Origin of the sequence: Gluconacetobacter diazotrophicus PA1 5 (assembly GCF_000021325.1) — a bacterium.
Taxonomy (GTDB): domain Bacteria; phylum Pseudomonadota; class Alphaproteobacteria; order Acetobacterales; family Acetobacteraceae; genus Gluconacetobacter; species Gluconacetobacter diazotrophicus.
Genome location: NC_011365.1, coordinates 1825127 through 1838186, shown reverse-complemented (window position 1 = coordinate 1838186; position 13060 = coordinate 1825127). Strand labels below are relative to the sequence as shown.

Here is a 13060-nt window from a genome sequence, read left to right as displayed (position 1 = left end):
GCCTTCTTTTGCCGAAAGATGGGCTTATGGCAATCCATAGGTGCCATGCATACCACCGAATGCGGCATGCCTGTGACAGGGCCGGTCCGGCTGTGTGGCATTTGACACACAATTCGGGGGGTGGCGGCGGTCAGATCAGCACGGCCTCGAAAGGCGGCATCAGGTCCGGCGCGTCGAATTCCAGCACCCACAGATCGGGGTCGCGGTTCACCTGCCGGGCGACGTAGGCGTCGGCGGCCTGCTGGTCGACCGGATCGGTCCCCGTGCCGCGGATCCAGGCCGGACGCCCGTCCGGCGCGCGGGTCTGGCCCAGCACCGACAGGCGGCCGTCGCGGCCCAGCAGCACCGCCAGCACGCCCCCGGCATCGGCATCGCCGCGCCGCAGGACCATGGCGGGATGGCCGTCCTGGTTCGCCTGCCGGATCACGGCGGCGGCCCACAGCCCCGTGCGCAGCCGGGCCTCGGTCATGCTCCGGCGTCCGGCGGGTTATTCAGCCTGCGGCGCATAGGGGCTCTCCTCGGGGATGGCGGACAGGGCGGCGCGATATTCGGCGGGATTGTCGATCAGCGACCGCGCGGCATCCAGGTCGGAATCGGTGCCGATCGCCGCCGGGCAGGCGCGGCGCAGGTCCAGGATGCGCGACACCGGCACGGGATAGCGCGTGGCGCGTGTCGCCTGGACGGCGTCGCGCATGTCCACCTGGCCGGCCGCCAGGTCCTGCAACTGCCGTTCCAGGTCGCTTTCGCCCCGGCTGGTGCAGACCTGCGGCATGACGCCCAGCCCCTGCAGCGGCCAGCCCAGCGGCGCCAGGACGCGGCTCCAGGTCACGAACAATTCACCGCCGTCGGGCATCTGGCCGATCGTCTGCACCAGTCCCTTGCCCAGCGTGGCGCTGCCCACCACCACGGCGCGCCGGTGGTCGGCCAGCGAGGCGGCCAGGATCTCGGCCGCGCTGGCGGTCCGCCCGTCCACCAGCACCACGATCGGCACGCCCCCGGTCATGTCGCCGCCCTGCACCGCCCAGACATGGTTGGCCTCCGGGTCCCGCCCGTGGGTGATCGCCGCCACGCCCTGGTCCAGCACCAGCGCGCTGGCCGTCACCGCCTGCTGCAGCACCCCGCCGCGATTGCCGCGCAGGTCCAGCACCAGTCCGCGCAGGTGCTGGTCGTCGGATGCCTGGTCCAGGTACTGGCTCATTTCCTGCGCGGTGTCGGCCGAAAACGCGGTGACGCGGATCACCACCATATGTTCCGCGGCATAGGCGAAGACCGTCTCCGGCGGGACCGAGGCCCGGCGCAGCGTCACGGTGCGCCGGGCGCGCCCGTCGCCAACCGTCACCGTCACCGTGCTGCCGGGCGCACCCAGCAGCCACTGGGCGACCGTTCCGGGCGCCTGGTCACGGGTCGAACGGCCATTGACCGCGTACAGCCGCTGGCCCGTCGCCAGACCCGCCGGCCAGGCCGGCCCGTTGGCATTGACCCCGGTGATCAGGATCGAGCGTGCGTCGCGGCCCAATGTCAGCCCGGTCCCGGCCTCGCCGCCGGTGCGCGTGTCGCGGTCGGTCGTGGCCGGGCTGGGCGCGACGTAACGCGAATACGGGTCCATGTGGTTGAACAGTTCGTCGAAGAAGCTTTGCATCAGACCGTCCGCGCCGGCGCCGCGCACCGTGCCCGACCGGGCCCAGGCGGCCTGCATCAACCGCACGGTCAGGTCCGTCCATCCCGCCTGGTCGGAATCGGGGGGGGCGGGCAGGCGCAGCACGATTTCCTGCCCCAGCGAAAGCTGGATGATCCCGTTCTGGTTCGCCCCTTTCTGTTCGGGCCCCTTCTGCTCGACGACGGTCAGGGACGGGTCGATCGCGCTCAGCCCGTTCAGGCCCCACAGGCAGAAATCGCGCGGCGTGTGGCTCTCCAGCGTTCGGGGCAGCAGGAAGGTCAGGGCCGCGTTCACGACCGATATCGTCATGTCCGCGTCCAACTGGCCCGCCTGGGGCACCGGGTCCGCCTGGACCAGAATCTGGCTCGTATCCTGGCTCCTCGTATCCTGTCCGGGGGTCGGCGCGGGCCGGGGGGGCGGGGGTGGCGCGGGCGTGCCGGCGGCGCGCGCCGCCACGGGGGCCAGGACGGGCGTCATCAGGTGGATGACGATCAGCATGATGGCGATCGTGCGCGTCGGCAGGATCACGGACGTGACCCGTCGCCCGGCCCCACGGAGCGGGGCGGGGATCCAGCCCGCCGAAACGGGGCCCGCCGGAACGGGAACGGATGGCGCGCGCATCAGCGTGGGCGCGTGCCACGCGCGCGGCGCGCCGGGCCGGACGCCGCCGCTGGATTCGCGCCCACCAGGGCGAACAGCAGCCCGCCGGTCACCGGTGTCGCCTCGACCAGCCGTACCGTGACCGGCTGGCCCAGCCGCAAGGCCAGTCCACCGTGGCGGCCACGCAGGGTTTGGGTCTTTTCGTCATGCGTCCAGACATCGTCGGGCAGGGTCGATACCGGTACCAGACCGGTGGCGCCGGTCTGCGTCAATGTCACGAACGCGCCGAACCGGGTTACGCCCGACACATGGCCGGAAAATTCCGCCCCGACCCGGTCCGCCAGCCATGCGGCGACATAGCGTTCCGTCGTCTCGCGCTCGGCCAGCGCGGCGCGGCGCTCGGCGGTGCTGACCTGCTCGCCGATCTCGTCCAGGCATGCGGCGTCGGCGGCCGGCATGCCGTCGGCCGGCTGCGTGCCCATCCCGATCAGGGCGCGATGCACCAGCAGGTCGGCATAGCGGCGGATCGGGCTGGTGAAATGGGCATAGGCCGGCAGCGCCAGGCCGAAATGGCCGATATTGTCGGGGCTGTATTCGGCCTGGCTCTGCGCCCGCAGGATCGTCTCGCTGACCAGGGTTCCGCTGACGGGCGTGCCGCTGGCGGGGCCGGATGCCTCGCCCTGCGCGGCGCGCGCCAGCACCGCGCCCAGGTCGCGCGCGCGCAGCGCCCCGGGCGGCGGCAGGTCGAACCCCATGGCCGACAGGCTGTCGCGCATCGCCTCGGCCCGTTCGGGCGAAGGCGGCGCGTGGATACGATACAGGCAGGGCCGGCGCCTTCGTTCCAGTTCCTCGGCGGCGGCAACATTGGCCAGCACCATGAATTCCTCGATCAGGCGATGGCTGTCGTGACGGGGGCGGGGTTCGATGGCGGTGATCCGCCCGGACGTGTCGAGTCGCACCACGCGCTCCGGCACATCGAGATCCAGCGTGCCACGCCGCGCGCGCGCCGTCGACAGTGCGCGCCACGCCGTAAACAATGTGTTGATCAGCCCGTCCGGCAGGCCGGTTTCCTGCTGGCTCTCCTCCACGTTTCCGACGATCGCCTGGGCCTGGTCGTAGGTCAGGCGCGCGGCGCTGCGCATGATGCCGCGGCCGAAGCGGTGGCGGGTCTTGTTCCCCGCCGCGTCGATGAAGATCTCGGCGAACAGGCAGCCCCGATCCTCGCCCGGGCGCAGCGAGCACCATCCGTTCGACAGCGCCTCGGGCAGCATCGGCACCACCCGGTCGGGGAAATAGACCGAATTGCCCCGCCGCCGCGCCTCGCGGTCCAGGGCCGATCCGGGGCGGACGTAATGCGCCACGTCCGCAATGGCGACGATCAGGCGGAATCCGTCGCCGTCCGGCTCGGCATAGACCGCGTCGTCGAAATCCCGGGCATCCTCCCCGTCGATGGTGATCAGCGGCACGTCGCGCAGATCCTCGCGACCCTCGGGCGACACGCCGCGCGCCCGTTCCGCTTCGGACAGCGCCTCGGCGGGGAACTGGTCGGGAATCGAATGGGTGTGGATCGCCAGCAGGCTGACCGACCGCGCATCGCCCATCGGGCCCAGCCGGGCCACGATCCGCGCGGGTTTCAGGCCGGACCCCGCCAGCGGCAGCGGCTCGGCCACGACGACCTCCTCGGCCTCGGCGCCCATCGTCTCGCCCGCGGGGATGATCCATTCCGCCTTCGCCCGGCGGTCGGCCGGAACCAGGCGCCCGGCCTCGGCGTGCCGGCGGGGCGGGGCTAGCGGCCCAGGGCCGTCATACAGGGTCGTCGGGCGGAACACGCCCACGATGCGGCCCGGCGCATCGGTCAGGCGGCGCAGGGTGCGGCCTTCGTACCGGCCGGGGCCGAGTCGCTTCAGCCGCGCCACCACCCGCTCGCCGGGCGCCAGCGCGGGGCGGCCCTTCTGCTCGGGATGCATGAAGACGACCGGCGCCGGGCCGTCGCCATCCCACACCACGGGGCGGGCGATCGGGTCGCCGTCCGGGTCGGTGCCCGTCACCTGCACCAACGCGGCCTCGGGCATGGCGGCGGACGCGCGGAAGCGCCTGGCGCCGGCCGGGACCAGCGTGCCCTCCAGCGCCAGTTCGCGCAGCATGGCGCGCAGCGCCGCCTTGTGCTCGGGACCCAGGTTGAAGGCGCGCGCGATCTCGCGCTTGCCGACACGGCCGCTGGCCTCGGTGACGAACCGGCGCAGCGCCTCGCGGTCCGGCAGGCCCCCGCCCGGCTGCGGCGGGGCCGGGGGGCGCGGATCGGTCGGCGGAACGTCGGGCGACGGGCAGGCGGTCGGCTGAGGGTCGGACGGGTTCCGTCCCCCCATCGTCAGCCGGCCTCGGTCGCCGTGCGCCGCGTGCGGGGCCCGGCACCCTCGCCGGGTTCGGCCTTGCCCTTCGCGGTCTTGCCCGTTGCCTTGCCGGCCGGGGTCTTGCGGGCGGCGGCCTTGCGCGCCGGGGGTTTCGCGGCCCTGGCCTGCGTATCGGCATCCCCGTCCGGGGCGGCTTTCTTCGCCGCGGTCTTGGCCGGCGCCTTCCTGGCGGCCGTCTTCCGGGCGGGGGCCTTCTTCGCCGCGGCCTTGCCCTTGGGCTTCAGCGGCTTGCCCTTTTCGGCCAGCAGCGCCACCGCCTGGTCCAGGGTCACGTCCTCCATGGCCTCGCCCCGGGGCACGTTCACCACCATCGTGCCATGCTGGATATACGGTCCGAACCGTCCCTTGCGGACGATCACCGGCTCGCCATCCTTGGGGTGCGGCGCGATGGTGCGGACCGAGGCCAGCTTGCGGGCCAGCACGTCCACCGCCCGGTTCAGCCCGACCGTCAGGATGTCGTCATCCTTGTCCAGCGATCCATAGACCGCGCCCATCTTCACGTATGGCCCGAAGCGGCCAAGCCCGGCCTCGATCTGCTCGCCGGTTTCCGGATGGATGCCGACGACCCGCGGCAGCGAGAGCAGGCCCAGCGCCTGGTCCAGCGTGATCTTGTCGCCTTCGATCCCGCGCGGAATGGTGGCGCGCCGGGGCTTGGCCTTCTTGTCCTCGGGGTCGGGTTCGCCCTGCTGGACGTACAGGCCCCACGGGCCGCGCCGCACGGTCACATCCTCGCCGCCGGGCGTCTGGCCCAGCAGGCGCATGCCGTCCTTCAGCGTGTCGGCCTCGCCGTCCTCCTTGGGGTCCACCACCAGGCGGCGGGTGAACTGGCAGGTCGGATAGTTGGAACAGCCGATGAAGGCGCCGTACCGCCCCAGCTTCAGCCCCAGCCGCCCGGTGCCGCAGGCGGTGCAGACGCGCGGATCGCTGCCGTCGAGGTGCGCGGGGAAGAAATGCGGCGCCAGGTCGGCATCCAGCGCGCTGATGACGTCGGAGATCTTCAGATCCTTCGTCTGGTCCACCGCGCGGGAAAAATCCTGCCAGAAGGCCGACATCACGTCGCGCCAGTCGGCCCGCCCACCGGATATGTCGTCCAGCTGCTCTTCCAGCCCCGCCGTGAACTGCGTGTCCACATAGCGTTCGAAGAACGAGGTCAGGAACGCGGTGACCAGCCGCCCCCGGTCCTCGGGGACGAAGCGGCGGGCATCCAGCCGCACGTAATTGCGGTCGCGCAGCACCGTCAGGATCGAGGCATAGGTCGACGGCCGGCCGATCCCGATCTCTTCCATCTTCTTGACCAGCGACGCTTCGGAGAAGCGCGGCGGCGGCTGGGTGAAATGCTGGTCGGCCGCGACCTCGCCGGTTTTCAGCGCGTCGCGCTCGCGCATCGGCGGCAGCATGCGGCTGTCGTCGTCCTGCTCGTCCTTCGGCGCGGCGTCGTCCCGGCCTTCGCTGTACAGCTTCAGGAACCCGTCGAAGGCGATCATCGACCCGGTGGCGCGCAGGGTGGCGGCCCCTCCGGCATCCGCGATCTCGACGATCACCTGGTCCAGTTCGGCCGACTGCATCTGGCTGGCGACCGACCGTTTCCAGATCAGTTCGTACAGCCGCCGCTGCTCGTCATTCAGGTAGCGGGCCATCTGCGCCGGGGTGCGGCTGACATCGGTGGGGCGGATCGCCTCGTGCGCTTCCTGGGCGTTCTTCGCCTTGGTGGAATAGATCCGGGCCTTCTCGGGCACGTAGGGCGCGCCGAAGCTCTCGCCGATATGGCCGCGGATGGCGGCGATGGCCTCGCCGGCCATCTGCACGCCATCGGTTCGCATATAGGTGATCAGACCGACCGTCTCGCCGCCCAGGTCGATGCCTTCGTACAGCTGCTGGGCGGTGCGCATGGTGCCCTGCGCGCCCATGCCCAGCTTGCGCGACGCTTCCTGCTGCATGGTCGAGGTCGTGAAGGGCGGCGGCGGGTTGCGGCGGACCTTGCGCCGTTCCACCGACTGCACGGCGAAGCGCCCGGCCTCGACGGCCGCCTTGGCCGCCATGGCCCCGGCTTCGTCATGCAGGTCGAACTGGTCCAGCTTGCGGCCGGCCAGGTGCGTCAGCCGCGCGGTGAAGGCCGCGCCGCCGGGCGTGGTGAACTGCGCGGCCACCGTCCAGTATTCGCGGGCGCGGAAGCTCTCGATCTCCGCCTCGCGCTCGCAGATCAGGCGCAGGGCGACCGACTGTACCCGGCCGGCGCTGCGCGACCCCGGCAGCTTGCGCCACAGCACGGGCGACAGGGTGAAGCCCACCAGGTAATCCAGCGCGCGCCGGGCCAGATAGGCCTCGATCAGCGGCTGGTCCAGGTCGCGCGGCTGGGCCATCGCGGCGCGGATGGCGCTCTTGGTGATCTCGTTGAAGGTGACGCGCTGGACGTCCACCCCCTTCAGCAGGTTCTTTTCCTCCAGCATCGCGCGGACATGCCAGGAAATCGCCTCGCCCTCGCGATCCGGGTCAGTGGCCAGGTACAGATGCCGCGCCCCGCGCAACGCCTTGGCGATCGCGGCCATCTGCCGGCTGCCGCGCTCGTCGGCCTGCCAGTCCATGGCGAAATTCTCGTCGGGGCGGACGCTGCCATCCTTCGGCGGCAGGTCGCGGACATGGCCGAACGAGGCAAGAACCGTGAATCCGTCCCCCAGATACTTGTTGATCGTCTTCGCCTTGGCAGGCGACTCGACCACGACGACGTCAGTCATTCTGTCTCCGGATCACGCAATCTATTCCAGGGTCCGGCCGGTCTCGTCGGGCTGGGACGGAAGGACAACGCTTCCACCGGGAAGGGTCTCGATGTTGCCTGCCAGCTCCAGTTCCGACAGTACGGTCAGGATAGCCGATGTCGAGAACTGGCAGCGCCGTACGAGATCGTCAACCGGCGTTGGCGTGAAAGACAGCAGCGTCAGGATCGCATCACGGATTTCCGCCTGCCCGCCGGGACCCTCCGACAGGGGCGTCGGGGCGGGGAACGCGGGCGGTTCCGGCCAGGCCGCCTGGGTCTGCGCCACGCCGTTTTCGGGCTGTCTGCTTTCGGGCTGTCTGCGCCCCTGCCATCCGGCGGGCAGCTCGGCCAGCACGTCCTGCTCGCTCTCGGTCAGGATCGCGCCGCGCCGCAGCAGGGCATTGCTGCCGCGGCTGCGCGCGTCCAGCGGCGATCCGGGCACGGCGAACAGGACGCGGCCGTAGCCGGCGGCCAGGTCGGCCGTGATCAGGCTGCCCGATCGCAGCGCGGCCTCGACGACCACGCAGCCCAGCGCCAGGCCGGCGATCAGCCGGTTGCGGCGCGGGAAATGGCGGCTCTGCGGCGCCGTGCCCAGCGGGGTTTCCGTGACCACTACCCCGTGCTGTGCAATCCTGCCCTGCAATTCCGCGTGGTCCGGCGGATAGGGCCGGTCCAGCCCGCCGGCGACCGCCGCGATGGTGACGCCGGCACGCATCGCGCCGCGATGGGCGGCGGCGTCGATTCCCCGCGCCAGGCCCGATATGATCGTCAGCCCCTGGCTGGCCAGCGTCGCCGCCAGGCTTTCGGCCATGCGCGCGCCGTTCGACGACGCGTTGCGCGCGCCCACGATCGCGATGCCGCATCCCGCCAGCAGGGCCGCGTCACCCAGCACCGACAGCGCCGGCGGCGCGTCGTGAATGCCGGCCAGCAGCGGCGGATAGTCCGGATCGCCCAGCATGATGATCCGTCCGCCCAGGGCCATGGTGCCGTCGATTTCCGCCGCGATGTCCTCGGCCGGCGGAATGCGCAACGCGCGGGCCCGCCCCGCCGCCCGCGCCCGGGCGGGCAGGGCGGCCAGCGCACGCTCGGCGTCGCCGTAATCCAGCAGCAATTTGCGATAGCCGACCGGGCCGACCCCCTCGGTGCGCGCCAGGCGCAGGCGGGCGGCCAGCGGTCCGGCCGGTATCACGGGCGCTTCCGTCCGATCCGGGGCTCGGTACCGTCCACCAGGCGGCGGATATTGCCGCGATGGCGGGCGATGACCAGCAGCGCGATCAGCAGCCCGCCGACCGGGATCGCGGGACCGTCCCCGGTGTGGTTCAGGGCCGCCAGCATCATCGGCATCGCCGCGAACGCCGCCAGCGCCCCCGCCGACGATATCCGCGTCAGCCGCGCGACGCCCAGCCAGATGGCGCAGCAGGCCAGGCCGGTCAGCGGCGACAGCGCCAGCACCGCGCCCAGGCCGGTGGCCACGCCCTTGCCGCCGCGAAATTTCAGCCAGACGGGGAAGCAGTGGCCGACCACCGCGAACAGCGCCGCGACCGCCATGGCCGGCCCGGTATGGAAGGGCGACAGGATGAAGCCGCACATCACCGCGAACACGCCCTTGGCCCCGTCCAGCAGCAGCGTCGCCGCCGCCAGTCCGCGCCGTCCGGTGCGCAGCACGTTGGTCGCGCCGATATTGCCCGACCCGATGGTGCGGATGTCGCCCGCCCCGCCGAACTGCGTCAGCAGCAGGCCGAAGGGAATGCTGCCGATGCAGTAGGCCAGCACGCCGATCGCGGCCAGAAGCGGCAGCGCGAAGGCCGGAATCGCGCCGTTCATGGCGCGTCCTGCCCGAAGACCATGCGTCCGGCCTTCCAGGTGCCCAATACCCGCCCCTCCAGCGCCCGCCCGTCGAAGGGCGTGTTCTGCGCCTTGCCCGGCATCTGGTCGGCTTCGACCTTCCAGGCGCGGTCGGGGTTGAACAGGCACAGATCCGCCACGGCCCCGTCGGCCAGCGTGCCGGCCCGGCTGCGCAGCAGGGCGGCGGGACGGTGGGTCAGCAGGCCCAGCGCCTCGACCAGCGGCAGGCTGCCGCCATGGACCTGCGCCAGCGTCACGGCCAGCAGGGTCGCCAGCCCCGTTCCGCCGGCCGAGGCCACGGCGAAGGGCTGGCGCTTGTCGTCGGCGTCGCACGGCGCGTGGTCGGATGCGATGGCGTCGATCGTCCCGTCGGCCAGCGCCGTGCACACCGCCTGCCGGTCGGCCTCGCCGCGCAGGGGCGGCGACAGCTTGGCATAGGTCCGGAAATCGCCGATCGCGGTCTCGTTCAGGTCGAAATAGGGCGGCGCGGTGTCGCAGGTCACGCGCAGGTCGCGCGCCTTGGCCGCACGGATCAGCGCCAGCCCCTCCGCCGTCGAGACGTGGCTGAAATGCAGCCGCCCGCGCGTCAGTTCCAGCAGCCGCAGGTCGCGGGCGATCATGATCGCCTCGGCCGCCGCCGGAATGCCCGGCAGGCCCAGCCGTGTCGCCAGTTCGCCGTCGGTGGCGCAGCCGCCGCGCGCCAGCGACGGGTCCTCGGGGTGCTGGACGACCAGCGCGTCGAACCCGCGCGCATAGGTCAGCGCCAGCCGCATCATCCGCGCATCGGCCAGGGCGCGCGGCCCATCGGTGAAGGCCACGGCCCCGGCCTCGTTCAACAGGCCGATCTCGGCGAGTTCGCCGCCCTCGCATCGCCGGGTCAGCGCGCCATAGGGCAGGATCGAGACCATGCCCGTCTCCTCGCCGCGCGCGCGCAGGTGGCGCACCAGCGCCGGGTCGTCGGTCGCGGGCTGGCTGTTGGGCAGCACGGCCATCGTGGTGATGCCGCCCGCCGCCGCCGCCCGCGCGGCGGAGGCCACGGTCTCGCGATACTCGAAGCCGGGCTCGCCGATCGCCACCCGCATGTCCACCAGTCCGGGGCACAGGATCGACCCGCCCCCGTCGACGATTCCGGCGCCCTCGGGCGCGCCTTCGGCACCCGGCAGGTCGGTCCCGGCGATCACGCCGTCGCGCACCAGCAGTCGCCCGGGCCGGTCCAGGCCCCGCGCGGGGTCGATCAGGCGGACGTTTTCAAACAGGGTAGCGGTCACGACTGATCTCCGGCACGCGACAGCAGGTCCAGGACGGCCATGCGCACGGCCACCCCCATCTCGACCTGCTCGCGGATGACGCTCTGGTCGGAATCGGCGACGCGGCTGTCGATCTCGACCCCGCGATTCATCGGGCCGGGATGCATGACCAGCGCCCCGGGCCGCGCGACCGCCAGCCGCTTGCGGTCCAGGCCGTAGAAGCGGAAATATTCGCGCGCGCTGGGCACCTGGCCGCCGCTCATGCGCTCGCGCTGCATGCGCAGCATCATCACCACGTCCACGTCGCGCAGCCCGTCTTCCATCGTGTAATGGACATCCACCCCCAGGGCGCCGATCGCGCCGGGGATCAGCGTGGGCGGTCCCACCACCCGTACCCTGGCCCCCATCGCCGTCAGCAGGTGGATGTTCGACCGTGCCACGCGGCTGTGGCTGACATCGCCGCAGATCGCCACCGTCAGGCCGTGCAGCGTGCCGAAATGCCGGCGGATGGTCAGCGCGTCCAGCAGCGCCTGGGTGGGGTGTTCGTGGGTGCCGTCGCCGGCATTCACCACGCTGGCCTCGACCTTGCGGGCGAGCAGCGCCGGCGCGCCGGACTGCGAATGGCGCACCACCAGCAGGTCGGTCCGCATCGCGTTCAGCGTCGCCGCCGTGTCCAGCAGAGTCTCGCCCTTGTTCACCGACGAACTGGCCACCGTCATGTTGATCACGTCGGCGCCCAGCCGCTTCGCCGCCAGTTCGAACGACGTCCGCGTCCGGGTGCTGTCCTCGAAGAACAGGTTGATGACCGTGCGCCCCAGCAGCCGGTCGCGCGGCGTCTTGCGCGAGCGGCTCATCAGCGCATAGCTTTCGGCCAGGTCCAGGAACGGTTCGATCCGGGTCGGATGCATGCCCTGCAGGCCCAGCAGATGCCGTGCATGCTGCGGGAAGAAGCGGGGTGCCGCCGCGCGCGGACCGTCGGTCATCGCGCGACCGCCCCGATCCGGGCCATCACCTCGTCCCGGCCCAGCGCCGCCAGCGTGGCGTCGATCCCCGGCGAGGTCGCGCCGCCCGTCATCGCCGCGCGCAGGGGCTGCGCCACCTGGCCCAGCTTGTGCCCGTGATGTTCGGCGAACCGGCGCAGCGCCACGTCGATCGCGGGCGCGTCGAACGGCTCGATCACCGCCAGGTCGCGGGCCAGTTCGCCCAGCATCGCCCGCGCTTCCGGCGTCAGCAGCTTCTCGGCCTTGGCGTCGAACGCCAGCGGCACGTGCCGGCCCAGGAAGGCGGCGCTGTCGGCCAGGTCCACCAGCGTCTTCGCCCGTTCCTTCAGCCCGGGCATCAGCGCCAGGATCCGCGCACGCACGGCCTCATCCACGCTCACGTCCGGCCGGTCCGCCAGCCGGGCCACGATATCGTCGGTCAGCCGCGCATCGTCCGCCTGGCGCAGCCATACCCCGTTCAGGTGCTGCAGCTTCACGTAATCCATGCGGGACGCCGACCGGCCGACGCCGTCCAGGTCGAACAGCTGGATCTGCTCGTCCCGCGACAGGATCTCGGCGTCGCCATGGCCCCAGCCCAGCCGCAGCAGGTAGTTGTTCAGTGCCTCGGGCAGGTATCCCATCTCGCGGAATTCCACGACCGACTGCGCGCCGTGCCGCTTGGACAGCTTGGCGCCGTCCGGCCCGTGGATCAGGGGCAGATGCGCGAACGCCGGCAGGTCCCACCCCATGGCGCGATAGATCATCGCCTGGCGGAAGGTATTGGTCAGGTGGTCGTCGCCGCGAATGACGTGGGTGATGTCCATGTCATGGTCGTCCACCACCACCGCCAACTGGTACACCGGGGTGCCGTCGCCGCGCAGGATGATCATGTCGTCCAGCTCGGCGTTCGCCACGCGGACATCGCCCTGCACCAGGTCGTGGATGACCGTCTCGCCCTCGCGCGGGGCACGGATGCGCACCGTGTAGGGCGCGCCGGCCGGTGCCTCGGACGGGTCACGGTCGCGCCAGTAGCCGTTATAGCGGGGCGGCCGCCCCTCGGCCGCCGCCTGGTCGCGCATCTGCTGCAGTTCTTCCGGCGTGCAGTAGCAGCGATAGGCCAGCCCCTGCGCCAGCAGGTGGTGCGCGATTTCGGCGTGCCGCGCCTGGCGCGTGGACTGGAACACCGGCTCCTCGTCCGGGGTGATGCCCATCCAGGCCAGCCCGTCGAACAGCACGTCCACCGCCTGCTGCGTCGAGCGTTCGCGGTCCGTATCCTCGATACGAAGCAGGAACTTGCCGCCATGGTGACGGGCGTACAGGAAGTTGAACAGGGCGGCGCGGGCGTTGCCGATATGCAGCAACCCGGTCGGGCTCGGTGCGAAGCGCGTGCGAACGGTCATGAGGCGGCTCCATATCATGGGATGCCGCCTGCTTAAAAGGGACTGGATCGGTTGGCTGGTGCGCCGGGGCACACGATGCCCCGGAACGAATAAAAGTCTTTTTGCCGCTTTTTCTTCAGAAAAAGAGGCGGGGCCGCTCCCTTCAACTTGCAGCGACCGGCGTCTAGT

9 protein-coding genes are annotated in these 13060 nt (G+C 71.5%); all 9 read right to left on the bottom strand.

All coding sequences use genetic code 11. From position 1 onward, the window contains the following. Positions 1-130: 130 nt before the first annotated feature. The 9 genes from GDIA_RS08260 to gltX are packed head-to-tail and all read right to left on the bottom strand — an operon-like array spanning position 131 to position 12892. Positions 131-469: a DUF1491 family protein gene (locus GDIA_RS08260; protein WP_012553898.1), complete on the bottom strand. Its 339-nt coding sequence runs from the start codon at positions 467-469 to the stop codon at positions 131-133. 18 nt (positions 470-487) lie between these two features. After that, the gene (locus GDIA_RS08255; protein WP_012553897.1) at positions 488-2278 is read right to left on the bottom strand and encodes a S41 family peptidase; all 1791 of its coding nucleotides are present in this window, start codon (positions 2276-2278) and stop codon (positions 488-490) included. Further along, a complete protein-coding gene (rnr, locus tag GDIA_RS08250; protein ID WP_012222292.1) occupies positions 2278-4623 on the bottom strand; it encodes a ribonuclease R in 2346 nt (781 codons plus the stop codon). The genes GDIA_RS08255 and rnr overlap by 1 nt, the downstream gene beginning before the upstream one ends. Positions 4624-4625: 2 nt before the next feature. Beyond that, the gene (gene topA / locus GDIA_RS08245) at positions 4626-7400 is read right to left on the bottom strand and encodes a type I DNA topoisomerase (RefSeq protein WP_012553896.1); all 2775 of its coding nucleotides are present in this window, start codon (positions 7398-7400) and stop codon (positions 4626-4628) included. 21 nt (positions 7401-7421) lie between these two features. Further along, positions 7422-8609, bottom strand: a complete 1188-nt coding sequence (gene dprA, locus GDIA_RS08240; RefSeq protein WP_012553895.1) for a DNA-processing protein DprA — start codon at positions 8607-8609, stop codon at positions 7422-7424. Next, positions 8606-9244 (bottom strand): glycerol-3-phosphate 1-O-acyltransferase PlsY, encoded by a 639-nt coding sequence (gene plsY, locus GDIA_RS08235; RefSeq protein ID WP_012553894.1) that lies wholly within the window; start codon positions 9242-9244, stop codon positions 8606-8608. The genes dprA and plsY overlap by 4 nt, the downstream gene beginning before the upstream one ends. Then, entirely contained in the window at positions 9241-10533 is a 1293-nt protein-coding gene (locus GDIA_RS08230; protein WP_012553893.1) for a dihydroorotase, read from the bottom strand. The genes plsY and GDIA_RS08230 overlap by 4 nt, the downstream gene beginning before the upstream one ends. Continuing rightward, positions 10530-11495: an aspartate carbamoyltransferase catalytic subunit gene (locus GDIA_RS08225; RefSeq protein WP_012222297.1), complete on the bottom strand. Its 966-nt coding sequence runs from the start codon at positions 11493-11495 to the stop codon at positions 10530-10532. Before GDIA_RS08225 ends, GDIA_RS08230 begins: the two co-directional genes overlap by 4 nt. After that, positions 11492-12892 (bottom strand): glutamate--tRNA ligase, encoded by a 1401-nt coding sequence (gltX, locus tag GDIA_RS08220; protein ID WP_012222298.1) that lies wholly within the window; start codon positions 12890-12892, stop codon positions 11492-11494. Before gltX ends, GDIA_RS08225 begins: the two co-directional genes overlap by 4 nt. Positions 12893-13060 lie beyond the last annotated feature (168 nt).